Source organism: Streptomyces aurantiaciflavus (genome assembly GCF_049808595.1).
In the GTDB taxonomy this organism is placed as follows: domain Bacteria; phylum Actinomycetota; class Actinomycetes; order Streptomycetales; family Streptomycetaceae; genus Streptomyces.
The window spans coordinates 39,665-62,156 of record NZ_JBNCAQ010000007.1; the positions used below are offsets into that span (position 1 = coordinate 39,665).

A 22,492-nucleotide genomic window follows, 5' to 3' on the forward strand; every position below is an offset into this window, starting at 1 on the left:
GTCTCTTCGCGGGCCGTTCAGTCGAGCAGCGCGGTGTCCTCGGGCGAGCGCCGGTAGACGCCGTCCTGCCGGTCGAGGTGGTGCAGGTCGACGAGGTAGCGGCGCAGAGTCACATGGTCGACCGCGGAGCCCTCGCACCAGGCGCGCAGCCGGTCGTTGACCTCCTGCTCGGAGTACTCCCGGCCCGGCTCGAAGCTGCGTTCCGCGAGATGGCGCAGGACGACCTTCTTGCGCTCCCACTGGGCCGGCAGCCGCACCAGCCGCCCCTCGCGCACGAACGTCCGCAGCAGCGTCTCGATCTGCTCGTCCCCCGACCCGTGGTCCTCCGGCGGCCCGGACACGGCCGCAGCGCGGGCCAGGCCGCGGAAGTGGTCGTACGACACCACGAGCCCGCCGCCGTGTGACACGAGGACCTCGCGGTCCTCGAGCCGGCGCAGCGCGCCGAGGGCGTCCTTGGCCGAGAGCCCGGTCCGCTCGGCGACCTCGGTGGCGTTCCTGGCGCCCAGCGCCACGGCGGCGAAGGCGCGCACCCGGGTCTCGTCGGCGAACAGCCTCACCACGTCGTCGGACGTCATGCTCATCTCTCCATCCCTGGGGACAGGGTCTCGATCTCGACGACGCTACCTTCCGCCCCCATGGGCTGCTCGGCATTTTCCCCGTGCGGCCCGCGGGCCGCACGTGGCCGACAGCTGACGGATCAGCTCGTGGTGCAGGCGGTGCCGTTGAGCGTGAAGGCGCCGGGCGCCGCGCTGTTGCCCGTGTGGTTCGCCTGGTAGCCGATGGTGACGCTCGCGTTCGGTGCGAGTGTGCCGTTGTACGTCGCGTTGGTGGCGGTCACCGCGCCGGAGGCGGGCGTGTAGGTGGCGCCCCAGCCGTTGGTGATGGTCTGTCCGGCGGGCAGGGTGAAGCCGAGTCGCCAGCCGTTCAGCGTGGTGGTGCCGGTGTTGGTGAGGGTCACCGAGGCGGTCAGGCCGGTGCTCCACGCGTTGGTGGACACGGTCACCCTGCAGGGGCCCGCGGGGGGCTGAGGCGTGGGGTTGCCCGAGTCGAGGCCGAAGAAGGTGATCACGCGGGAGGCCATGCCCCAGGCGTACAGGTTGTGTCCGACGCCCTGGAGGCTGATGGCCTCGACGGGGGCCTGGTCACCGGTGCCGCCGTAGCGGGTGCGGGTCCAGCCGGACTGCGGCGAGTCGGTGGCGGCCGGGGTCTGGCCGAGCCCCCGGACGTTGGTCCACTGCTTGATCTCCTCGCCGAAGTTGGGGTAGCGCAGCACGTCGTCCTCGGTGCCGTGCCACACCTGCATGCGCGGCCGGGGCCCGGTGTAGCCGGGGTAGGCACCGCGCACGACGTCGCCCCACTGCTGCGGGGTGCGGATCACCGTGCCGCCGGAGCAGGCGCTGTTCCACTCGGAGCCGTCGGTGGTGGCGAAGCAGCCGAAGGGCACCCCGGCGAACGCGGCGCCCGCCGCGAACACGTCCGGGTAGTCGCCGAGCAGGACGTTGGTCATCATCGCCCCGGAGGAGATGCCGGTGGCGAACACGCGTGAGGTGTCGGCGGAGTACGTCGTCGTCACCCAGTCGATCATCGACTTGATGCCGACGGGGTCGCTGCCGCCGCCGCGTCGGAGCGCCTGGGGCGAGGAGACGTCGAAGCACTTGCTGCTGCGGGTGACGGACGGGTAGACGATCACGAATCCGTGGCGGTCGGCGAGCTGGGAGTACTCGGTTCCCGAGTACATGGCGGGGCCGGAGCCGCCGCACCAGTGCACGGCGACGAGGACGGCCGGGTGCGCGGTGACGTTGGCCGGCACGTACACGTACATCTGCAGGTTGCTGGGGTTGGCGCCGAAGCCGGTGACCTCGGTGAGGGTGGCGGCGGGGACCGCCGCCTCGGTGGTCCGGGCGCGGGCGGAGGCGGTGGGGGCGGCGAGCAGGGCGCCGGTGAGTAACAGCACCAGTGCCGCGAGCGCCGAACGCAGCGCTCTCCTGGGGGAGTCGAGGGTGAACACGCTGGTCCCTTCTGATGGCGGCTCGGGGGACGTCGTACGCGGAGGGTGGGCTCAGCGGGCGGAGCTCGTCCGGGTCAGCAGGCTCAGACGCCTCAGCAGTCGGGAGTGGTCGCCGCTCGCCGCGGGGTCCTTGCCCTCCGCACGCATGGTGGCATGCACATGCCGTCCATGGAAGCGCTCCCACACCCCTGCTCGGGAAGCCCTTGCCGGTCAGCCGGTGTGGCTGAATGTCTTCTGCGCAAAGCGTTGACTAGAAAGCGCTTGCCCCCTACGTTCCGTTCAGCAGTGTGGACGAGCCGCTCAGTCTGATCCCCAGAATGCCGCACTGCTGGTGCAACGAGTTCAACATGGCGTACATCGATCACATATACGATCTCCCCCGCCCTTTCGAAGGGACGCACCCGCATGCGTACAGGCCCCCCACGTACACAGGCGCAAAGGTCCGCTCTGGTGGCGACGGCCGCCGCTCTCGCCACTGCGGCGGTTCTCGCCCTCCCCCAGCAGGCCGGCGCCGCCGAGAGCGCGCCGGTCGGATTCGGCGCCGGGACGACCGGCGGCGGTGGCGCCACGGCGGTCACGGTGTCGACGCTCGCCGCCTTCAGGACGGCCGTCACCGGGAACGCGGCCAAGGTCGTGAAGGTCAACGGCCTGATCACCCTGAGCGGTCAGGTCGACGTCGGGTCCAACACCACGGTCCTCGGCGTCGGCTCGTCCTCCGGGTTCACCGGTGGCGGGCTGCGGCTGAAGAAGGTCACGAACGTCGTCATCCGCAACCTGAACATCAGCAAGCCGCTCGCACCGGCCGACGGTGTCACGGTCGAGGCGTCGACGAAGGTGTGGATCGACCACAACTCCTTCTCGGCGGACCGCGATCACGACAAGGACTACTACGACGGTCTGCTGGACATCAACCACGGCTCCGACAACGTGACGGTGTCCTGGAACACCTTCAAGGACCACTTCAAGGGTTCGCTCGTCGGCCACAGCGACAACAACGCCGGTGAGGACACGGGTCACTTGAAGGTGACGTACCACCACAACCTGTTCAGCAACGTCTACTCGCGCATCCCGAGCCTGCGCTTCGGCACCGGGCACTTCTACGACAACTACGTCGTCGGCGCCGACACGGCCGTGCACTCGCGCATGGGCGCGCAGATGCTCGTGGAGAACAACGTCTTCCGCGGCACGAAGGTCGCGGTGACGACGAACCGCAGCAGCGACGTGGACGGTTACGCCAACCTGACCGGCAACGACCTCGGAGGAGCCGCCACCGAGGTGTCACGGGTCGGGACGTTCACGAAGCCGCCGTACAGCTACACCGCCGAGCCCGCCTCGTCCGTCGTCGCCTCGGTGACGTCCGGCGCGGGCGCCGGAAAGCTCTGACGATCCCCGCCCCCCACAGGAAGAAGGAATCGGGACATGACTTCTTCGGCACGTTCGCGCACCCGCGTGCGCGCGCTGACCGGCATGCTGGCCACTCTCGGCCTGTCGATTGGCATGATCACGACATTATCGGCCCCCGCGAACGCCGCCACCTGGCCCACCGCCAACGGCAGCCAGGCGGTCTCCTCGACCATCCCCGTCTCCGGCACCAAGGACTACGGGATGAAGCGTCTGTACGGCACCGGCGACCTGGGCAGCGGCAACCAGGACGAGGACCAGGGGCCGATCCTGGAGTTGGCCGACGGCGCCGTTCTGAAGAACGTCATCATCGGCGCCCCGGCCGCGGACGGCGTCCACTGCAAGGGCAGTTGCACGCTGCAGAACGTCTGGTGGGAGGACGTCGGCGAGGACGCCGCCACCTTCAAGGGCACCTCCTCGTCGAGCGTCTACACCGTCTACGGCGGGGGCGCGAAAGCCGCCAGCGACAAGGTGTTCCAGTTCAACGGCGCGGGCAAGCTGGTCGTCTCCAAGTTCGCCGTGCAGAACTTCGGCACCTTCGTCCGGTCGTGCGGCAACTGCAAGACACAGCACAAGCGGACGATCATCCTGAACACCATCGAGGTGACCTACCCGGGCGGCCGGATCGCGGGCATCAACACCAACTACGGCGACAGCGTGGCGCTGCGCAACATCACCGTCGTCGGTGACAGCAGCAAGAAGATCATCCCCTGCCAGAAGTACATAGGAAACAACACCGGTGCGGAGCCGACCACGAACGGCACCAGCGCCGACGGCACGTACTGCAACTACACGGCGGCCGACATCATCTACAAGTAGGCGACACGCGCCCGCAGGCCAGTACGTCCCTCTCCCCCCACGGACGGCCGGAGGAAGCGGCCCGCACCCGCTTCCTCCGGCCGTCAGGCGTGTTCCCGCCCGTGCACCGCCTCCGTCACCTCCCGCTGGTAGTCGGTGTAGGCGGCGCGCAGCGCGGCGCCGGGCCAGTCGGCGGGCAGGAGTTCGGGGGGCAGGACGGGGTCGGCGAGGAGGTGCCGTACCGCGGCCGCGAAGGCGGTGAAGCGGTCGGCGGGTCGCCGGGCCCGTGCGATGTGTGCGAGCAGGGCCCGGGCCGTGGCGGCCCACTCGTCCAACGGCCACAGGGCGGCGGCCAGTTCACGGTCCGGTGCGCCGGGGCGGGCGGTGAAGTACCGGGTGACGTCGCCGAGTTCGGCCGGCCAGGGGCGGAGCAGGGTGGCGGGGCGCAGCCACACGCCCTCGCGCAGTTCGGCGAGGCGCAGGCGGGTCAGCTCGGTGCGCAGCTCCGCGCGCTCGGCCGGACCGCGGCCGGTCGCCGTCACGACGGCCATCTCCCAGTCGCCGCCCCAGGGCCGGGTCGCCGGGTGGACGGCGTCGTCCTGCCGCCGCTGGCGCTCCAGCAGGCGGTCACTGAGGCCGTAGACGGCGCCGGCGCGCCGCAGATCACCGGCCGCCACCATCCGGCTGAGCGCCGCCCGCAGCGTGGACCCTCCGACGCCGAAGGGCTCCACCAACCGGACTAGGTCCTTCACCGGCAGCTCCGGCGGATGCGTGCCGAGCAGCAGGCTCAGCACGACCGACCGCGCCGACAAGGGCCGCAGCTCCGGCTCACCGGCCTCCGCCGACACGTTCCCGCGCATGATCCGTACTGTACGTCGCCCCCGTTGTTGCAGCATTGCTGCGACTGTCGGCATCGTGCAACATGGTCGGTATGACCTCGACCCTCGCGCAGTCGCCCGCCCCGGCTCCCACCACGCACGACGTCACCAACCAGCCCCCTCCGTCGACCCCGTACGACGCCTCCGACGACACCGCCCTGCTGGAGGGGCTGCGCCGGGAGGGCGCCGGGTGGGCGGAGGGAGACCTCCGCCGGCTCGGCCTGCTGGCCGGCGGCCCCGAACCGCAGGAGTGGGCCGAGCTGGCCAACCGGCACGAGCCCGAGCTGCGCACGCACGACCGGTACGGGCATCGCGTCGACGAGGTTGACTTCCATCCGGCCTGGCACGAGCTGATGCGGGTCGCCGTGGCGGAGGGGCTGGCCGCGGCGCCCTGGGCGGACGACCGGCCCGGGGCTCATGTCGCGAGGACCGCGGGCGGACTGGTGTGGGGGCACACGGAGGCGGGGCACGGCTGCCCGACGTCGATGACGTACGCCGCCGTCCCCGCGCTGCGACGGCAGCCGGACCTCGCGAAGGTGTACGAACCGCTGCTGACCAGCCGGGTGTACGAGCCGGGGCTGCGGGTGCCGACGGACAAGCGCGGGCTGCTCGCGGGCATGGGGATGACCGAGAAGCAGGGCGGCTCCGACGTGCGGACGAACACCACGACGGCCACGCCCACGGCGGAGGGCGGCGTGTACACCCTGCGCGGGCACAAGTGGTTCACCTCGGCACCGATGTGCGACGTCTTCCTGGTGCTGGCCCAGGCTCCCGGCGGCCTGTCGTGCTTCCTCGTGCCGCGGGTCCTGCCCGACGGCACCCGCAACACGTTCCGCATCCAGCGGTTGAAGGACAAGCTGGGCAACCGCTCCAACGCCTCCTCCGAGCCGGAGTTCGACGCAACGGTGGCCTGGCTGGTCGGGCCCGAGGGGCAGGGTGTGAAGACCATCATCGAGATGGTCAACTGCACCCGGCTGGACTGCGTGATGATGTCGGCGGCCCTGATGCGCAAGACGCTCGTCGAGGCGGGCCATCACGTGCGGCACCGCAGCGCGTTCGGGGCGCGGCTGCTGGACCAGCCGCTGATGCGCAACGTCCTCGCGGACCTGGCGCTGGAGTCGGAGGCCGCCACGACGCTCACGTTGCGGCTGGCCGGGGCGGCGGACCGGGCGGTGCGCGGGGACGCGGGCGAGGGGGCCTTCCGGCGGATCGCCACGGCCGTCGGCAAGTACTGGGTGACCAAGAGGGGTCCGGCCTTCACCGCGGAGGCCCTGGAATGCCTGGGCGGCAACGGCTACGTGGAGGACTCCGGCATGCCCCGGCACTACCGCGAGGCCCCCCTGCTGTCCATCTGGGAGGGTTCGGGCAATGTCAACGCCCTCGACGTGCTGCGGGCGTTGACCCGGGAGCCCGCCACCGCGGACGCCCTGTTCGGCGAACTCGCCCTCGCTCAGGGGGCGGACGCCCGGCTGGACGCGGCCGTCGGCCGGCTCAGGTCGCGCCTCGGCGAGGCGACCCAGGCCGGAGCCCGCCGTCTGGTGGAGCAGATGGCCCTCACTCTCCAGGCCTCCCTGCTGGTGCGGTACGCCCCGCCGGCCGTCGCCGACGCCTTCTGCGCGAGCCGCCTGGGCGGGGACTGGGGGTACGCCTTCGGCACGCTCCCGGACGGCGCGGACCTGGACGGGATCCTGGGCCGGGCACTGCCCGGGGGAGCCTGACCCCGTCCTGCCCCTCCCCCACCGGCGCGTCATGCGCAAGCCGAGCAGGCAGTGTGTCAGGAGTGTCCGTCGAGCAGCGCCTTCCCCAAGGAGGTGATCATGTGATGGACCGTTCTGCCCTGCCGATGTGCGGAGATCAGGCCGGCAGGCCCTCAGAGGAGGGGGACGCGGGCAGGCGCGGCGGCTCGGCCGCCTCACCCCCAAAGGCCCGCCGGCACCCCGTCGTGCGGGCCTCGCCGGAGGTACCCCGGCTCGCCCCCGGCTCGCCCGGGCCTCATCCCGCAGGCCTGCCCCACAGCGCGTCGAACCGCGCCCACTCCGTGTCCCACTGCTCCACACGCCGACGCTCCAGGCGCCCGCGCAGCACCCGGCCGCCCGCGAAGGGCACGGCTGCCGCGGCCACGCCCGCCAGGCCGCCGATCAGGGAGGCGCGTACGCGGGCCTGGGTGGCGGTGGTCGGCTCGGCGACCAGGCGGCCCTGGCGGTCCGTCCAGACCCTGACCTCGGTGCCGACGGCGCTGCCGGGAGCGACGCGCACCTGTCCGGTGTGGGTGGAGCCGTCGGGACCGGTCCAGCCGGCCTTGGCCCACACCTGGTCGCCGCTGGAGGCGCTGCCGTGCGCGGAGGCCTTGCCGGGGGCCCGTTCCGTCAGCTGCCCGGCGATGGGGCGCCACTCGACGCGTTCCCGGGCGAGCCCGTCCTCGACGGACCGGGCCGTCGCCCAGCCGGCCAGGACTCCCGCGAGAAGGGTCACCGCCCAGGCGCCGAGCAGCACCCAGGCCTCCACCGCGTCGGCGCGGCGTTTGAGCGGGTTGCGCCGCCAGCGCCACAGCCACACCTTCGGACCACGGAACGCCATCGCAGGCTTCCTCCTCATGAGCGCACGAACATCCCGGCCGCCCTCCCATACGCGGCAGGCGGGCCGGATGCTCAGGACGAGTCCTCCGTCCCGACGGTCCCACCGGCCCCACAAGGCGCGCACGGGTCCCGCCGAACGTGGCCGACATCATGCGCTCGCGCACCGCCATCGCCGCTGTGACCTGGGGCGATGCCGATTCCGGAGGTGACTGTCAGTGGCGGGGTGCAGACTGGCCGGTGTCTGGGACAAAGACGTCGCGGAGGTGACCGGAATGACAGAGGTACTGCTCGCCGTGGGCACGCGCAAAGGCCTGTTCATCGGGCGCAGGCGCACAGGCGCGTGGGAATTCGACGAATCCCCCTACTTCAACGCACAGGCGATCTACTCGATCTCCATCGACACCCGTGGCGACCGCCCTCGGCTCCTCGCCGGCGGGGACAGCGCGCACTGGGGCCCGTCGGTGTTCCACTCCGACGACCTCGGCCGGACCTGGGCCGAACCGGCCAAACCGGCCGTCAGGTTCCCCCAGGAGACGGGAGCCTCGCTGGAGCGGGTGTGGCAGCTGCACCCGGCGGCCGCGGAGCCGGACGTGGTGTACGCGGGTACGGAACCGGCCGCGCTGTACCGCTCCGAGGACCGCGGGGAGACCTTCGAGCTCGTCCGCCCGCTGTGGGAGCACCCCACGCGCTCGCAGTGGGTGCCGGGCGGCGGCGGTGAGGGCCTGCACACCGTACTCACCGACGCCCGCGACCCGCGGGCGGTGACGGTGGCGGTGTCGACGGCCGGCGTGTTCCGCACCACCGACGGCGGCGCGAGCTGGGCGCCGTCCAACTCCGGTGTCTCCGCGGTGTTCCTGCCGGACCCCAACCCCGAGTTCGGCCAGTGCGTGCACAAGGTCGCGCGGGACGCGGCGAACCCGGACCGCCTCTACCTGCAGAACCACTGGGGTGTGTACCGCAGCGACGATGCCGGGGCGCACTGGACGGACATCGGCGAGGGCCTGCCCTCCACGTTCGGCTTCGCCGCCGCGGCGCACCCCCGCCGAGGCGACACGGCGTACGTCTTCCCCATCAACGCCGACGCGGACCGGGTGCCGGCCGACCACCGCTGCCGGGTCTTCCGGACGGCGGACGCGGGCAAGAGCTGGGAGCCGCTCGTGGCGGGCCTGCCGCAGGAGGACCACTACGGCACGGTGCTGCGTGACGCGCTCTGTACGGACGACGCGGACCCGGCGGGCGTGTACTTCGGCAACCGCAACGGCGAGGTGTACGCCTCGGCCGACGACGGCGACAGCTGGCGGCAGTTGGCCTCGCATCTGCCCGACGTACTGTGCGTGCGGGCCGCGGTGGTCGGATGAGCCGGATTGACAACGGGGGGTGGCCGTACGGCCTCGGCCACCGGTTGATCTCCGCTGCCCGTACGGCAGTAGGGTGACGCCCGTGGCACCACGACCCTTGCATGAAATCGTCGAACCGGGCTGGGCGAAGGCCCTTGAACCCGTGGCCGGGCGGATCGCCGAGATGGGTGACTTCCTGCGCGCGGAGATCGCCGCGGGACGCACCTACCTCCCCGCCGGGCCGAACGTCCTGCGGGCCTTCCAGCAGCCCTTCGACGAAGTCCGCGTCCTGATCGTCGGGCAGGACCCGTACCCGACGCCGGGGCACGCGGTCGGCCTGTCGTTCTCGGTCGCGCCCGACGTACGGCCGCTGCCCGGCAGCCTGATCAACATCTACCGGGAGCTGAACACCGACCTGGGCCTGTCCCAGCCGTCCAACGGCGATCTGACACCGTGGACGCGGCAGGGCGTGCTGCTGCTCAACAGGGCGCTCACCACCGCCCCGCGCAAGCCGGGCGCCCATCGCGGCAAGGGCTGGGAGGAGGTCACCGAGCAGGCGATACGGGCACTGGCCGCGCGCGGCAAGCCGCTGGTCTCCATCCTGTGGGGCCGCGACGCCCGCAACCTGCGTCCGTTGCTGGGCGATCTGCCCTCGGTGGAGTCGGCGCACCCCTCCCCCATGTCGGCGGACCGGGGTTTCTTCGGCTCACGCCCCTTCAGCCGGGCCAACGACCTGCTGATCCGTCAGGGGGGTCAACCCGTGGACTGGCGCCTGCCGTGACCGCACCCGCCGGTCCGGAGCCCTCCCCCGGCATCCTCGCCGTGGACTCGGGCGGCTCCGGCCTGCGGGTCGTCCTCGGCACCGTCGACCGGGGCGTGCTGGGCCGGCGGTCGTCGAAGGTGCCCGTCCGCACCGGTGCGCGGGGCATCGACCCCGGGCATCTGATGGACCAACTGATGCCCATGGTCCGGGCGTTGACGACCGAGACCGGCGTCACCCGCCCCACGACCGCGGTCGTCGGCGCCGCCGGTCTCGGCACTCTGGGCGACGCACTGCGCGCCGACCTCCCCGGTGCCCTGGCAGGGGAGGTCGGCGTCCGCACCACCGCCCTCGCCGCGGACGCGGTCACCGCTTACGCCGGTGCGCTCGGGGCGCGGCCGGGTGCCGTGGTCGTCGCCGGCACGGGCCTGATCGCCGTCGGCACGGACCTGACGACCTGGCGCCGGGCCGACGGCTGGGGTCATCTGCTGGGCGACTGCGGCAGCGGCGCCTGGATCGGCCGGGCAGGCCTGGAAGCAGCCCTGCGTGCCCACGACGGACGGCCCGGCGGCTCCGCCTCGCTCCTGCACTGCGCCGAGGAGCAGTTCGGCCCGGTGCCCGGCCTCCCCGCCCGGCTCTACCCCCGCCCCGACCGCCCGGCCGTGCTCGCCTCCTTCGCACCCCGGGTGGCCGCGTGCGCGGCGAGCGACCCGGTGGCCGCCGGCATCCTGCGGGCCGCGGCCCGGCACATGGCCGACTCGGCCGCCGCCGTGTGCCCGCCCGGCGGAGAGCCCCAAGTCGCCGTCACCGGGGGCCTGTTCAAGATCGGCGACCCCCTCCTCGTACCCTTGGAGGAGGAGTTGGCGCGGCGGCTGCCGTACGCGCGACGCGTCGCGGCCGGCGGCGATCCTCTGGACGGCGCGGTCCGGATCGCCATCGACCTGGCAAGGGGCGTCCTCACCCTGCCGGGTGACGAGACGATGCTGTACGTGGTGAAGGGCGCGGCATGACACAAAAGGGGGATTGGCCCCTTCGAGGGCAAGTCGCCCGGAAAACACGCTGATCACTTCTGATCCGTACGTAACTCATCAGACAAAAGGGGACGGATACCGCTCACCTGCACCCTCCCCGAACAGGGGAGCCCAAGAAGCCAGTAACATGCGGCGCCATGAGCTCCCCCACTGGGCCCGCGTCCGGCCTGCCTGTACGAATGCCGCGCCCCCGCCAGCCCGGGCGGCACCGCCGACCCGAGCCCCTGGCGGCTCCCGAGGGCGCGCCCGCGCTCGTCCTCGCGGTGCCCGGCACGCCGAGTGCCGCCACCCGCGGCCTCGCCGAGGAGATCGTGAGCATCGCCCGCTCCGAGCTCCCCGGCCTCGACGCGCGCATCGGGTATCTCGACGGGGACGACACCGAGTTCCCCACCCTCCAGTCCGTGCTGGTGTACACCGCCGACGAGCGCACCGCTCGCTACGAGCAGGCCCGCGCCGCCGGGATGGACATCAAGGAGCCCGACGGCCCCGTCGCCGTCGTCGTGCCGCTGCTGGCCGGTCCGGACAGCGCCCTGCTGCGCCAGGTCCGCCAGGCCCTCATGGAGAGCCGGGTCGCCGCCGAGCTGACCGACGTCCTCGGCCCGCACCCGCTGCTCGCCGAGGCGCTGCACGTGCGCCTGTCCGAGGCGGGCCTGGCCCGCGCGGACCGCGCCCGCCTGTTCACCGTGGCCACGGCCGCGGACGGCATCATCCTGGCCTCCGTGGGCGGCGAGGAGGCCGTGCAGGCCGCCGGGATCACCGGCATGCTGCTCGCCGCGCGCCTCGCCGTGCCGGTGATGGCCGCGGCCCTCGACCAGGAGGGCTCCATCGCCTCCGTCGCCGAGCAGCTGCGCACCTCCGGCTCCCAGCAGCTGGCGCTGGCGCCGTACCTCATCGGCCCGGAGATCGACGCCACGCTGATCGAGGAGGCCGCCAAGGAGGCCGGCTGCGCCGCCGCCGAGTCCCTCGGCCCCTACCCGGCCATCGGCAAGCTCGCCCTGGCCAAGTACACGACCGCCCTGGGCATCGCCCCGCAGCAGCCCCAGGGCACACCGGTCCGCTAGCCGTACGACGCGCGTACGAGCCTGCAACGCCGCAGATGGGCCCGCTCCGGATCAGGAGCGGGCCCGTCTGCAGTGGGGGCCCGGCGGGGGGCTGAGCACCTGGGCAGGAGGCCGTGAGGCCGACGCGGGACCGCGGTACGCCCGGGGCAACAGGCCGTGAGCCGACGTGAGCCGCGCAACGGGCCGGGTCGGACCGCCCCGGGCGGGCGCCTGGGAGGCGCAGCGGTGACCAGGGCACGCGGCCGCGAGGGGCGGTGCGGGACGCCCTGCGCACCAGGCCGAACGGCGACCGGTGGCGCCGAACGGCGCTGCGTGCGGGGCAGAGGGCCGGGAGGCCGGTACACGCCGAGCCGCGGGTCGGGGCGGGCGTCTGGCGCGGGCAGGACTCCGGCACGAGGCCGTGGGGGACAGTGCCGGACGCCCTGCCGGCCGGGTGATGGTTGCAGACGGGACGCCGAAGGGCGCTGAGCACCTGGGCAGGGGGCACTGAGGCCGACGCGGGACGCGCGAGAACCGGGTCGGGGGTCGCCCGGCGCGTGCCGGGCCTGGCGCCATGGGGGGGAGCACGGGCCGGACGGGGGCGGGCCGGGCGGTGTCGGGCCGCCGCGTGAGGGAGGGCCGTTCAGCCGGTGCTGAGCCAGGTAGCGCCCGGGCGCCTGCCCGCGCTCCTCAGCCGAGCACCACGCATGACGCCGCTGCCACCTCGATGGAGCCGGCGCGCCTGGGCAGACCCGTCGATCGGTCGAGGGCGAACCAGGTCACGTCTCCCGAGCGCTCGTTGGCGACGTAGAGGAAACCGGCGGACTCGGCGAGCGCGCGGGGCCAGCGTCCGGCGCAGGACACCGTGCCGATCAGCCGCAGCGCCTCTCCCTCGCCCTCCACGGCGCACACCGACAGCACGTCCTCGCCGCGGACGGCCGTCCACACGAACCGTCCGTCGGGCGAGACGACGATGCCCGAGGGGTAGGCGTCCCCGGCGGGCGCTCCGGGCAGCAGCGGGACCTCGGCCAGCGGCTTCAGCGAGCCGTCCGGGGCGTCCCAGCGGCACAGCGTGACGGTCGGCGTGAGCTCGTTGACGACGTACGCGTACGAGCCGCCGGGGTGGAAGGCCAGGTGGCGCGGGCCGGAGCCGGGGCGCAGGGCGACCTCCCGATGCAGGACGGGGCTTCCGTCGCGCAGGTCGCACACCCGTACCGAGTCCGTCCCGAGGTCCACGCTGACCGCCCAGCGTCCGGTCGGGTCGGGCTGCACCTGGTGGGCGTGCGGCCCCTGCTGGCGGCGGGTGTGCGGTCCCGAGCCAGTGTGCCGCAGCACGCCTGAGGCGGCCGGGGCCAGGCTGCCGTCCGCCCGGAGGGGAACGGCGGTGACGCTGCCGGAACCGTAGTTGGCGGTCAGGACGTGACCGTCGAACACGCTGAGGTGCGTGGGTCCGCTGCCGTCGACCGGCACGGGTGCCCCCACCGGCTCCGGGACGTCCCCGGCCACGCTGTACGCCGCCACCGCGCCCTCGGCGGTCTCGCTCACCGCGTACAGCGTGTCCCCCGTCGGCGACAGGGCCAGGTACGCGGGGTCGGGGACGCCGTTCACACTGCTCAGGACGGTCAGCGCACCGCCGGCCGGATCCACGGCCGCCGCCACGATCCCTGGTCCGCCGGCCGCCGTGAACGACCCGATGAACGCCCGCTTGCGCCGTCTGCCGACGTCTGCCACCGCTGTCCCCTCTCGTGTCGCCGCTGTTCGGGGTGACGGTAGCAGTCGATCACGAGCGGTCTAGACCAAGGCTCGCCTTGTTGTTCCCTGTCGCTCCCCTTCGTGCGACATCGCCGGTCCGGGCGTGGCGCGGACACCCGCGTCGCGCCTGCGGCCACCCGGCGAGCATGTGCCGCGCCGAGACGGACGTCGCGGGCAGAGGCTCAGGCTCCGACCCGAACCCGACGGGCCCCGCGCAGGGGAACCGCGAGTTCGAGCAGGGCCTGCTCGAGCGCGTGCAGATGGGCGAGGACCGGTTCGGCTTCCCCGGGCCGGGGCGAGGGGACCGCGTCGGCCTGGGGGCGCTGTCCGCCGGTCGGGGCCTCGGTGAGGGCCTCGACGGCCGCCTCCACGCGCCAGCAGGCGGCGGCGAGCCGGGCGTCGTGGGAGGCCTCGGGGTCCGCGGCGACGGAGGCCAGCCCGCGCACCTCTCGCGCGCAGTCGTCGAGCAGCGCGAGCACATGCCGGGCCCGGCCCTTGCGGGCCCGCATCGGGCTGAGCGGGTGCACCAGCGGCGCCAGCGACAACCGGACGCGGGCAAGGATCTGCTCCAGCTCGGCCACTCGCCGGGCCGGGTCCGCCGTCGGCGAGCCCGCGAGCCGGGCGGCGGCCTCGGCGGTGCAGGCGTGCACGCAGCGCAGTGCGCGCTCCACCCAGGCGTCGGTGACGGAGTGCGTGGTCACCGGCAGCACCAGCAGCACCGCCAGCACGGCACCCAGCGCCCCCACGGCCGTCTCGCCCACCCGCAGGGCCAGCATCGCCGGGTCGAGGACTCCGAGCAGCCCGTACAGCATGCTGGCCATGACCGTCACGGCCAGCATCATCCAGGTGTACGAGACGGCGGCGGTGTAGAAGATCCCGAAGACGCTGAGCGCGACGATCACGGCGGTGGCCACCGGCTCCCCGTGCAGGGGGACGGCCACGACCAGGCCGAGCACGATGCCGAGGACGGTCCCGAGGAACCGCCGGAACCCCCGTACGAGGGTCTCTCCGCGGGAGGTCGTGTTCACGAACACCCACCATGTGGCGCCCACGGCCCAGTACCACCGCTCGTCGGACAGCACCTGCCCGACGGCGAGGGCGAATCCCGCCCCCACGGTCGCCTGCACCGCCTGCCGGGTCGTGATCCGCGCGAGTCCGGGGCCACCGGCCGGCGCGGCGACGGCCACCGGTGCAGACAGCCGTCGCTCGTAACACCACAGCCCGAAGCGCACCACCGAGGACGCGACCAGCGACAGCAGCACCGCCTGGTACAGCTCCGGCAGCTGACCGGGAACAGTCCGCAGGAACTGCGCGGCGAAGAAGGTCATGAAGGCGAAGACCCCGAGCGAGTGCCCTCGCGGCCCCCACCGCCGTGCGTACACCCCGGCGCCCACGACGGCGAGGAACACGAGGTCACGGACGACGGGCAGCTCGTGCAGCACGGCCGCGAGCGCGAGCACCGGCAACCCGACGACCGGGAGGAGCGCGGTCGTCACCGCCTGGCCGCGCACCGTCGGGTCGGTCACCGTGAACAGGGCGAGCAGCGCGGCCAGACCGCCGGTGACGGCCGCCACGAGCGAATGCCCGGCCAGCCCGCACAGCACGACGGCGAGCCCGATCCCCAGTACCGCCCGGGAGGCGAACCGCAGCCGCACACGCCCCGGATCCGGCGCCGCGAACGCCCTCTTCAGCAAGTTGCCCCGCCCCTTCCGCACCCTGGTGCGCCGTGACATGAGAAAGGCGCCGCGGAGTCCGCAGCGCCATCGACGCGACCATTTCAGCAGGAGGACGGCTGTTGGTTCAACAGAGGCCGACGATGCTGGGCCAATGGTCCAGCCAGGCCCCGCCTTTGCCGACCATCGAGTGGCCCAACGGACCACTCGTCGCGTCGCCTTCCGGGCGAACGCGGGCGGGCGCGCACGACAGGCCGTTGTCCGTGGCCCGCGTTAGTCTGCGCGCATCCGACCGTTCAGTCCCTTTCGGGAGGTTTTCATGGCCTCGCGTCTCACCCCGTACCTCAGCTTCGACGGCGACGCCCGGCAGGCGATGGAGTTCTACAAGGAGGTCTTCGGCGGCGCCCTGACCCTCAACACCTACGGGGACTTCGGACAGCCGGACGCCCCGGAGGCGGACAGGATCATGCACGGCATGCTGGAGACCCCGGGCGGCTTCACCCTGATGGGGGCCGACGCCCCTCCGGGCATGGAGTACACGCCGGGCAACAACTTCTCGGTGAGCCTCAGCGGCGACGACGAGACCGAGCTGCGCGGCTACTGGGAGAAGCTGTCCGCGGGCGGCTCCGTGTCGGTCCCGATGGAGAAGCAGATGTGGGGCGATGTCTTCGGGATGTGCACCGACCGCTTCGGCGTCCCCTGGATGGTCGACATCGAGGAGCCGCGCGGCTGACCGCAGCGGCGCCCGGGCGCGGGGGCGCCCACCGTGCCGGTCTCCTTCAGCGCTGGTCAGCGCTGGTACAGGCCCACGAGGGTGCCGCCGGCGAGCTGTCGTTTCTCGACCGCCTCGTGCACCTGGGCGGCGTCCGGGGCGTCGGGGAGGACGCACGGTTCGGACAGGGCGTACAGCCGGAAGAAGTAGCGGTGCGCCTCGTCGCCCGGGGGAGGATGCGGGCCGCCCCAGCCCCGTTCGCCGAAGCCGTTGACGAGTTCGGTGCCACCGGGCGGGCACTGTCCCGCCTCGACGCCGTCGCTGCCGGGATCGATGCCGACCACGATCCAGTGCACGAAGGTGCCCGAGGGGGCGTCGGGGTCTTCGCACAGGAGCATCAGCTCGGCCGCGTCGTCCGGTGCGCCGCTCCAGGCGAGCGGAGGGGAGACGTTCTCGCCCTCGTAGGCGTAGTGGCGGGCGATGAACGAGTGATCGTTGAACGCGCTGCTGCGGAGGTCGATGCCAGCCATGTGCCCGGAGTACCCACGCCCGGGCCGGACATGCGGGCCCGGGCGGGACAGGTGGGGCTCATGGGGCCCGCAGACGCCCGGGGTGGCGACGAGCGCGTCGACTCCGCGCCGGGGACCTGCGGGATGTGCTCAGGTGGGCCGTTCGGCAGCCGTGTGCAGGGCTTCCAGCACGTCGTTGTCCGACAGCTGCTCGAAGTCCTCGTACCAGAGGCCGACGGCCATGAAGGACGCCGGAGCGTGGAGACAGATCACCTCGTCGGCCTCGGAGTGCAGCAGGGCCACCGCCTCCGGTGAGCCGACCGGCACGGCCAGGACGACCCGCCGGGGCGCCCGGCGCCGTACGGCGCGCAGCGCGGCGCGGGCCGTGCCGCCGGTCGCCAGGCCGTCGTCGACGACGATCGCGGTCCGTCCGCGCAGGTCGGGGGCGGGGCGGCCCTGCCGGTAGATCCGCTCGCGGCGGCGGAGTTCCCCGCGTTCCCGCTCGACCACGGGGGCGAGCTCGCTCTTGTCGAGACCCAGCCTGACCAGGGCGTCCTCATCGAAGAGGGCGTCGTCGCCGGCGATCGCTCCGACGCCGAGCTCCGGCTGGAACGGGGCGCCGATCTTCCGTACGACGAGCACGTCGAGCGGCGCGTCGAGCACCTGGGCGACCTCCGCGGCCACGGCGACGCCGCCCCGGGGCAGGGCGAGGACGACGGGGTCGGGCAGGGCGCCCTTCTCCTGCTGGGTCCGCAGCACCTCGGCCAGTCTCCGTCCGGCCTGTCTGCGATCACGGAACTGCATGGCGGCTGCCACTCCTCACGGCTGCGTCACTCCTGGCGTGTCACTCCTGACGTCTCACTCCTGGCGCGCGGACTTCAGACAGGTGTCGCACCACTCCTTCGCCACCTCGGCGACCTCCTCCAGCGCGCCGGGCTCCGCGAACAGGTGGGTCGCGCCCGGCACCACATGGAGGGAGTGCGGGCCCCGCAGCCGGCGGGCCGCCTCCTGGTTCAGCCGCAGCACCTCCGGATCCCGGCCGCCGACGACGAGCAGCACCGGCGCCCGTACGCGGTCCAGGGCGTCGTACGCCAGGTCGGGCCGCCCTCCCCGGGACACCACGGACAGGACCTGGTCCGGCCGCTGGGCGGCGGCCACCAGAGCCGCCGCCGCCCCGGTGCTGGCGCCGAACAGGACGACGGGAAGCTCTCCGACGTCGGGCTGTGCCGCGAGCCAGTCGACGACGGCGACCACCCGGCGGCCCAGCAGCGGGATGTCGAAGCGGTGCTCGGCCGTCTCCGCGTCCTCGCGGTCCTCCCTTTCGGTGAGGAGATCGATCAGTACGGTGCCCAGTGCGGCGGTGCGCAGTTCGGCGGCGACCATGCGGTTGCGCGGGCTGTGCCGGGAGCTGCCGCTGCCGTGGGCGAACAGGACCACCGCCCGAGCGGAGGCCGGGGCGACGAGTTCACCCGTCAGCGCCCCGCGGTCGACGGGCACCCGGACCAACTGGGAGATCATCGCCATCACCTTCCGGCGTCTGTCTGCTCGACGAGTCGTCCCTGTATTGCCTGCCGTGACCCGGGTACCCGTATCGGCGAAACAGCTCTCGACGGGCGAGGGACATGGTCGGCGACATGGATGACGAGAGGCAGGCGCGGCGGCAGGGTTCCAGCGGCCACCGGACGGTGCCGCACACGGCCGACATCCGCATCGACGCCTGGGGGACGAGCCGTGAGCGCTGTCTGGTGGAGGCGGCGATGGGGATGGTGGAGTGCTTCGCCGATGTCACGGCGGTGCGGCCGACCGCCGTCGAGCGGCTCCAGCTGGACGAGGCGAGCGACGACGACCTGCTGACCGCGCTGCTGGACGAGGTCGTCTACCGGCTGGAGGTGCACGGCCAGGTGCCCGTCGACGTGGAGGCGGAGGCCACGGAGGCCGGGATGGACGTGCGGCTCGCGGTCGCCACGTTGGCGGACGTGGAGATCATCGGCGCCGTCCCGAAGGCCGTCGCGTGGCACGAGCTGCACATGGGTCCGGACCCGTACGGGTGGTCGTGCGCGGTGACCGTCGACGTGTGACCGGCCGGCATGTGACCGGCCGGTGAGCTCAGCCCTTCACCACGCCCAGCGGCACCAGGCGGGCCACCGTGCGGCACAGCCCCGCCCTCTCGCTCGCCGCCACCACCTCGCCCACGTCCTTGTACGCCTCCGGGGTCTCCTCGGACAGGCCGCGCAGGGACCGCGGACGCACCGCGATGCCGCCCGCCTCCAGCCGGGCCCGCAGCTCCGTCCCGGTGACCGCGCGCGCCGCCTGGTGGCGGCTCATCACCCGGCCCGCTCCGTGGCAGGTGGAGAAGAACGCGTCGCCGCCGGGGACTCCGGTGAGCACGTACGAGGCCGTTCCCATGGTGCCGGGAATCAGCACCGGCTGCCCGAACTCCCGCAGGTCCTCGGGGAGTTCGGGGTGGCCGGGCGGGAAGGCGCGGGTCGCGCCCTTGCGGTGCACGCACAGCCGGCGGCGTCTGCCGTCCACGGTGTGGGTCTCGGTCTTGGCGAGGTTGTGGGACACGTCGTAGACCAGGGAGAGGTGGGTTCCGGCGGCGCGGAGGAAGACCCGGCGGGCCGCGTCGGACAGCAACTGGCGGTTCGCGCGGCCGTAGTTGGCGGCCGCGGCCATCGCTCCGAGATACGCCCGCCCCTCCGGCGAGTGGACGGGGGTGCAGGCGAGCTGCCGGTCGGGCACGGCGATGCCGTACCGGGTCATCGCGCGGTCCATCGCCCGGACGTGATCGGTGCAGATCTGGTGTCCGAGCCCGCGCGACCCGCAGTGGATCATCACGCACACCTGGCCGGGCGCGATCCCGAACGCGGCGGCGACCGTCTCGTCGTACACCTCGGCGACCTGCTGCACCTCGAGGAAGTGGTTGGCGGAGCCCAGGCTGCCGACCTGCCCGGAGCCGCGCTCGCGGGCCCGCTCGCTGACCCGGGTGACGTCGGCGTCGGCGACCGCCCCGCCGTCCTCGCAGCGCCTGAGGTCGCGTTCCTCGCCGTATCCCTGTTCGACGGCGTACCGGGAGCCGCCCCGCAGGATCCGCTCCAGCTGTCCGGGGCCGGTGAGGTGCCAGACCCCGCCGGGTCCCGCTCCGCGCGGGATCGCCCGGTCCAGGCCGTCCATGACCGCGGACAGCGCGGGCTCCAGCGCCCGGCGGTCGGTGTCGGCGGCCAGCAGTCGCACGCCGCAGGAGATGTCGAAGCCGACCCCGCCGGGCGAGACGACGCCGCCGTGGTCCACGTCGGTCGCCGCCACTCCGCCGATCGGGAAGCCGTACCCCCAGTGGATGTCCGGCATGGCGTACGAGGCGGCGACGATGCCCGGCAGGGTGGCCACGTTGGCGACCTGCTTGAGTGATTCCTCGGCATCGGCGAGCAGGGCCCGGGAGGCGAACACCACGCCGGGCACCCGCATCCGTCCCCGTGGTTCGATGCGGAAGCGGTAGGGACGCTCCTCGACCAGCTCCATCGCGACCTCCGACGGCTCGCGTCCGCCCTTGCGGGGTACCCGTACGGGCTGCCTCCCATGTCCTTCGGGCAGAGGGTTACCGTGGGGGCGTGGGCGGCGGCGCGGTGACGCTGTTCCTGTGCGGTGATGTGATGCTCGGGCGCGGCGTCGATCAGATCCTCGCGCATCCCGGCAGTCCGGAGCTGCGGGAGGCCTACGTCGAGGACGCCCGCTCCTACGTACGGCTGGCGGAGTCGGTCAACGGGCCGATCCCCGCCCCCGTCGATCCCTCCTGGCCGTGGGGCGAGGCACTGCGGTCGCTGGAGGAGGCCGCCCCGGCCGTGCGGATCGTGAACCTGGAGACGTCCGTCACGCGCGGCAACGCCTTCGCGCCCGACAAGGGGATCCACTACCGGATGCACCCGGCCAACCTGCCCGCCCTCACGGTGGCCCGGCCCGACGTCTGCGTCCTGGCCAACAATCATGTGCTGGACTTCGGCCGCCCGGGCCTGGAGGAGACGCTCGACTCCCTGGCCGGCGCGGGTCTGCGGACGGCCGGGGCGGGACGGAGCCCCGACGAGGCCTACGCGCCGGCCGCGGTGCCCGTCCCGGAGGGCGGCCGGGTGCTCGTGTTCGCCCTCGGGGCGCGATCCGCCGGCGTACCGCCGCAGTGGGCGGCGACGCCGAGCGCGGCCGGAGTCGCCTACCTTCCCGAGTTGTCGGCGGACACGGCCGCCGCGGTGGTCCGTCATGTGCGGCGGGCGAAGCGCCCGGGGGACCTCGCGGTCGTGTCCGTGCACTGGGGCTCCAACTGGGGTTATCTCACCCCCCGCGCCCAGATCCGCTTCGCCCGCACCCTGGTGGACGGTGGCGTCGACCTCGTCCACGGCCACTCCTCGCACCATCCCCGCCGTCTCGAGGTGTACCGCGACCGGCTCGTCCTGCACGGCTGCGGCGACTTCATCGACGACTACGAGGGGATCTCCGGCTACGAGGAGTACCGCGACGACCTGCGGATCGGCTATCTCGTCACGCTGGCGGCGGACACGGGCCGGCTGGCCGGTCTGCGCATGCTGCCCCTGAAGGCCCGGCGTATGCGGCTGGAGCCCGCGCCGGACGCGGACCGCGCCTGGCTGCGCGCCACCCTGGACCGGATCAGCGACGGAGTCCGCGTCACCCTGGAGGCGGACGGCACGCTCGCCCTGGTGCACCCCGCCACCGCGCACCGGTCGAGGAGCGGCCCGTGAACCGGTGGCTGCGGCTGACGCTGCTCGGCGTAGGGGCGATGAACTCGCCGCGGTTCGCGCCCGCCGGTCTGCTGCTGCGCTGCGCCGGTCACCGGGTGGCCTTCGACGGCGGCCCCGGGGCCGAGCCCCCGCCCGGGCGGCTCGACGCCTGGCTGGTCACCGACGAGCGGGCCGAGCTGCGGTCGGCGCTGCGCCGGAGCGCATCGGGGCGTGACGTCGAGATCCGCGCCGGTGATCTGGAGCTGGGCGAGGTGCGGGTGGGCCGCCGTCCGGTGGCGCACACCTCGCATCCGGCGTACGGCTATCGCATCGAGCCGGGCGCACGCCTGGTCGTCTGGGCGCCGGAGTTCTGGGAGTTTCCCGGGTGGGCGGCGGGTGCGGACCTGATGTTCGCCGAGGCCGCCGCCTGGGACCGGCCGATACGGTTCCGGGGCGGCGTCGGCGGCCACGCGAGCGTACGCGCCGTCGCGGAGGAGGCCGCGCGGCACGGTGTGGAGCGGCTGGTCTACGCGCACATCGGCCGGCCCGGCCTTAGGGCCCTGGACGCGGGGTTGCGGCCGGCGACGGGCGAGTGGGGCGTCGAGGGCCGCACCTACTCGTTGCGCTACTGAGGGCCGAAGGGATGTTCTCACGGTCGACGGCTGGACCCGTGGACGGCCAGGAGTGCCTCCCGCTGGGCCATGGGTACAGTCGGCGACGATCACGCACACCAGTCGGAGACCCGAGGAGGCCGGGCACCATGGCCGTCGACGAGCTCGACACCCGCATCCTGCGTCTGCTGCTGGAGCAGCCGCGCACGAGCGTGCGGGAGTACGCCCGCATCCTCGGCGTCGCCCGCGGCACCCTCCAGGCCCGCCTCGACCGGCTGGAGCGCGACGGCGTGATCACCGGCACGGGCCCGGCCCTCTCCCCCGCCGCGCTCGGCCACCCGGTGCTCGCGTTCGTGCACATCGAGGTCACCCAGGGCCACCTCGACGACGTGGGGGACGCGCTGGCCGCCGTACCGGAGATCGTCGAGGCGTTCTCGATCACCGGTGGCGGTGATCTCCTCACCCGGGTCGTGGCGCGCGACAACGCCCACCTGGAGGACGTGATCCAGAAGCTGATCAGCCTGCCCGGCGTGGTCCGCACCCGTACCGAGGTCGCCCTGCGCGAGCGCGTGCCGTACCGCCTGCTGCCGCTGGTGGAGTCGATCGGCCGCACGGCCGGGAAGTGAGCGGCCCGCCTGACGGTCACTCAGCTGTCAATCCCGTCAGCACCGTTGACGCCCTC

The 22,492-nt window shown here is 73.2% G+C and carries 22 protein-coding genes; 12 read left to right on the plus strand and 10 right to left on the minus strand.

The genetic code is table 11. The annotated features are described in order from the left end of the window. Positions 1-17: 17 nt before the first annotated feature. Positions 18-575 carry a DUF2087 domain-containing protein gene (locus tag ACPT94_RS09575; protein ID WP_360331311.1) on the minus strand — a complete coding sequence of 186 codons (558 nt, stop codon included), beginning with the start codon at positions 573-575 and terminating at the stop codon, positions 18-20. Positions 576-697: 122 nt separating this feature from the next. Then, positions 698-2,008: an extracellular catalytic domain type 1 short-chain-length polyhydroxyalkanoate depolymerase gene (locus ACPT94_RS09580; RefSeq protein ID WP_360331314.1), complete on the minus strand. Its 1,311-nt coding sequence runs from the start codon at positions 2,006-2,008 to the stop codon at positions 698-700. A 405-nt stretch (positions 2,009-2,413) separates the two neighbouring features. Between ACPT94_RS09580 and ACPT94_RS09585 the strand changes: the two genes are divergently transcribed. Then, the gene (locus ACPT94_RS09585) at positions 2,414-3,391 is read left to right on the plus strand and encodes a pectate lyase family protein (protein ID WP_360331317.1); all 978 of its coding nucleotides are present in this window, start codon (positions 2,414-2,416) and stop codon (positions 3,389-3,391) included. Positions 3,392-3,427: 36 nt separating this feature from the next. After that, positions 3,428-4,228, plus strand: a complete 801-nt coding sequence (locus ACPT94_RS09590) for a pectate lyase (RefSeq protein ID WP_360331320.1) — start codon at positions 3,428-3,430, stop codon at positions 4,226-4,228. Between the two features lie 83 nt (positions 4,229-4,311). On the opposite strand, the gene ACPT94_RS09595 is transcribed toward ACPT94_RS09590, so the two are convergent. Beyond that, on the minus strand, positions 4,312-5,067 hold the full coding sequence (locus tag ACPT94_RS09595; RefSeq protein ID WP_360331323.1) for a PaaX family transcriptional regulator C-terminal domain-containing protein: 756 nt from the start codon (positions 5,065-5,067) through the stop codon (positions 4,312-4,314). A 71-nt stretch (positions 5,068-5,138) separates the two neighbouring features. Between ACPT94_RS09595 and ACPT94_RS09600 the strand changes: the two genes are divergently transcribed. Then, positions 5,139-6,803: an acyl-CoA dehydrogenase family protein gene (locus tag ACPT94_RS09600; protein WP_425245641.1), complete on the plus strand. Its 1,665-nt coding sequence runs from the start codon at positions 5,139-5,141 to the stop codon at positions 6,801-6,803. Positions 6,804-7,077: 274 nt separating this feature from the next. On the opposite strand, the gene ACPT94_RS09605 is transcribed toward ACPT94_RS09600, so the two are convergent. After that, positions 7,078-7,662, minus strand: a complete 585-nt coding sequence (locus ACPT94_RS09605; protein WP_360331329.1) for an Rv1733c family protein — start codon at positions 7,660-7,662, stop codon at positions 7,078-7,080. Positions 7,663-7,933: 271 nt separating this feature from the next. Here ACPT94_RS09605 and ACPT94_RS09610 point away from each other — a divergent pair, with 271 nt between their 5' ends. The 4 genes from ACPT94_RS09610 (at position 7,934) to ACPT94_RS09625 (ending at position 11,850) form a co-directional block, all read left to right on the plus strand. After that, positions 7,934-9,019 (plus strand): WD40/YVTN/BNR-like repeat-containing protein, encoded by a 1,086-nt coding sequence (locus ACPT94_RS09610; protein ID WP_360331332.1) that lies wholly within the window; start codon positions 7,934-7,936, stop codon positions 9,017-9,019. Between the two features lie 82 nt (positions 9,020-9,101). Then, entirely contained in the window at positions 9,102-9,779 is a 678-nt protein-coding gene (locus ACPT94_RS09615) for a uracil-DNA glycosylase (protein WP_360331335.1), read from the plus strand. Then, positions 9,776-10,768 (plus strand): N-acetylglucosamine kinase, encoded by a 993-nt coding sequence (locus ACPT94_RS09620; protein WP_360331338.1) that lies wholly within the window; start codon positions 9,776-9,778, stop codon positions 10,766-10,768. The genes ACPT94_RS09615 and ACPT94_RS09620 overlap by 4 nt, the downstream gene beginning before the upstream one ends. Before the next feature lie 158 nt (positions 10,769-10,926). Beyond that, a complete protein-coding gene (locus ACPT94_RS09625) occupies positions 10,927-11,850 on the plus strand; it encodes a sirohydrochlorin chelatase (RefSeq protein ID WP_360331341.1) in 924 nt (307 codons plus the stop codon). A 669-nt stretch (positions 11,851-12,519) separates the two neighbouring features. Here ACPT94_RS09625 and ACPT94_RS09630 read toward each other — a convergent pair. Together ACPT94_RS09630 and ACPT94_RS09635 are read right to left on the minus strand one after the other, a co-directional pair. Continuing rightward, positions 12,520-13,560, minus strand: coding sequence for a lactonase family protein (locus ACPT94_RS09630; RefSeq protein WP_360331343.1), 1,041 nt, complete (start codon positions 13,558-13,560; stop codon positions 12,520-12,522). Positions 13,561-13,763: 203 nt separating this feature from the next. Next, complete coding sequence (locus ACPT94_RS09635; RefSeq protein ID WP_360331346.1) at positions 13,764-15,275, minus strand: FUSC family protein; 1,512 nt, start codon at positions 15,273-15,275, stop codon at positions 13,764-13,766. 298 nt (positions 15,276-15,573) lie between these two features. Here ACPT94_RS09635 and ACPT94_RS09640 point away from each other — a divergent pair, with 298 nt between their 5' ends. After that, entirely contained in the window at positions 15,574-15,987 is a 414-nt protein-coding gene (locus ACPT94_RS09640; protein WP_425245642.1) for a VOC family protein, read from the plus strand. 56 nt (positions 15,988-16,043) lie between these two features. On the opposite strand, the gene ACPT94_RS09645 is transcribed toward ACPT94_RS09640, so the two are convergent. The 3 genes from ACPT94_RS09645 to ACPT94_RS09655 form a co-directional block, all read right to left on the minus strand. Beyond that, positions 16,044-16,496 carry a YbhB/YbcL family Raf kinase inhibitor-like protein gene (locus ACPT94_RS09645; RefSeq protein ID WP_360331352.1) on the minus strand — a complete coding sequence of 151 codons (453 nt, stop codon included), beginning with the start codon at positions 16,494-16,496 and terminating at the stop codon, positions 16,044-16,046. A 129-nt stretch (positions 16,497-16,625) separates the two neighbouring features. Continuing rightward, positions 16,626-17,279 (minus strand): phosphoribosyltransferase, encoded by a 654-nt coding sequence (locus ACPT94_RS09650; RefSeq protein WP_360331355.1) that lies wholly within the window; start codon positions 17,277-17,279, stop codon positions 16,626-16,628. A 54-nt stretch (positions 17,280-17,333) separates the two neighbouring features. Next, positions 17,334-17,993, minus strand: coding sequence for a dienelactone hydrolase family protein (locus ACPT94_RS09655; protein ID WP_360331358.1), 660 nt, complete (start codon positions 17,991-17,993; stop codon positions 17,334-17,336). A 104-nt stretch (positions 17,994-18,097) separates the two neighbouring features. Here ACPT94_RS09655 and ACPT94_RS09660 point away from each other — a divergent pair, with 104 nt between their 5' ends. Further along, on the plus strand, positions 18,098-18,553 hold the full coding sequence (locus tag ACPT94_RS09660) for an archease (protein WP_360331361.1): 456 nt from the start codon (positions 18,098-18,100) through the stop codon (positions 18,551-18,553). 28 nt (positions 18,554-18,581) lie between these two features. Here the strand turns inward: ACPT94_RS09660 and ACPT94_RS09665 are convergent, their stop codons facing one another. Beyond that, positions 18,582-19,994, minus strand: a complete 1,413-nt coding sequence (locus ACPT94_RS09665) for an RtcB family protein (protein ID WP_360331364.1) — start codon at positions 19,992-19,994, stop codon at positions 18,582-18,584. Positions 19,995-20,083: 89 nt separating this feature from the next. Between ACPT94_RS09665 and ACPT94_RS09670 the strand changes: the two genes are divergently transcribed. From ACPT94_RS09670 to ACPT94_RS09680, 3 genes are all read left to right on the plus strand, one after another. Continuing rightward, positions 20,084-21,220 (plus strand): CapA family protein, encoded by a 1,137-nt coding sequence (locus ACPT94_RS09670; protein WP_360331367.1) that lies wholly within the window; start codon positions 20,084-20,086, stop codon positions 21,218-21,220. After that, entirely contained in the window at positions 21,217-21,831 is a 615-nt protein-coding gene (locus ACPT94_RS09675; RefSeq protein WP_425245643.1) for an MBL fold metallo-hydrolase, read from the plus strand. Before ACPT94_RS09670 ends, ACPT94_RS09675 begins: the two co-directional genes overlap by 4 nt. A 128-nt stretch (positions 21,832-21,959) precedes the next feature. Next, positions 21,960-22,436: an Lrp/AsnC family transcriptional regulator gene (locus ACPT94_RS09680; RefSeq protein WP_360331373.1), complete on the plus strand. Its 477-nt coding sequence runs from the start codon at positions 21,960-21,962 to the stop codon at positions 22,434-22,436. Positions 22,437-22,492: the final 56 nt, after the last annotated feature.

Bases quoted from the DNA above. Each gene is read 5' to 3' on its own strand.
- ACPT94_RS09575 (WP_360331311.1), bottom strand. From the start codon at position 575: ATGACGTCCGACGACGTGGTGAGGCTGTTCGCCGACGAGACCCGGGTG.
- ACPT94_RS09585 (WP_360331317.1), top strand. From the start codon at position 2,414: ATGCGTACAGGCCCCCCACGTACACAGGCGCAAAGGTCCGCTCTGGTG.
- ACPT94_RS09590 (WP_360331320.1), top strand. From the start codon at position 3,428: ATGACTTCTTCGGCACGTTCGCGCACCCGCGTGCGCGCGCTGACCGGC.
- ACPT94_RS09595 (WP_360331323.1), bottom strand. From the start codon at position 5,067: ATGCGCGGGAACGTGTCGGCGGAGGCCGGTGAGCCGGAGCTGCGGCCC.
- ACPT94_RS09600 (WP_425245641.1), top strand. From the start codon at position 5,139: ATGACCTCGACCCTCGCGCAGTCGCCCGCCCCGGCTCCCACCACGCAC.
- ACPT94_RS09605 (WP_360331329.1), bottom strand. From the start codon at position 7,662: ATGGCGTTCCGTGGTCCGAAGGTGTGGCTGTGGCGCTGGCGGCGCAAC.
- ACPT94_RS09610 (WP_360331332.1), top strand. From the start codon at position 7,934: ATGACAGAGGTACTGCTCGCCGTGGGCACGCGCAAAGGCCTGTTCATC.
- ACPT94_RS09625 (WP_360331341.1), top strand. From the start codon at position 10,927: ATGAGCTCCCCCACTGGGCCCGCGTCCGGCCTGCCTGTACGAATGCCG.
- ACPT94_RS09640 (WP_425245642.1), top strand. From the start codon at position 15,574: ATGGCCTCGCGTCTCACCCCGTACCTCAGCTTCGACGGCGACGCCCGG.
- ACPT94_RS09645 (WP_360331352.1), bottom strand. From the start codon at position 16,496: ATGGCTGGCATCGACCTCCGCAGCAGCGCGTTCAACGATCACTCGTTC.
- ACPT94_RS09650 (WP_360331355.1), bottom strand. From the start codon at position 17,279: ATGCAGTTCCGTGATCGCAGACAGGCCGGACGGAGACTGGCCGAGGTG.
- ACPT94_RS09655 (WP_360331358.1), bottom strand. From the start codon at position 17,993: ATGATCTCCCAGTTGGTCCGGGTGCCCGTCGACCGCGGGGCGCTGACG.
- ACPT94_RS09660 (WP_360331361.1), top strand. From the start codon at position 18,098: ATGGTCGGCGACATGGATGACGAGAGGCAGGCGCGGCGGCAGGGTTCC.
- ACPT94_RS09665 (WP_360331364.1), bottom strand. From the start codon at position 19,994: ATGGAGCTGGTCGAGGAGCGTCCCTACCGCTTCCGCATCGAACCACGG.
- ACPT94_RS09680 (WP_360331373.1), top strand. From the start codon at position 21,960: ATGGCCGTCGACGAGCTCGACACCCGCATCCTGCGTCTGCTGCTGGAG.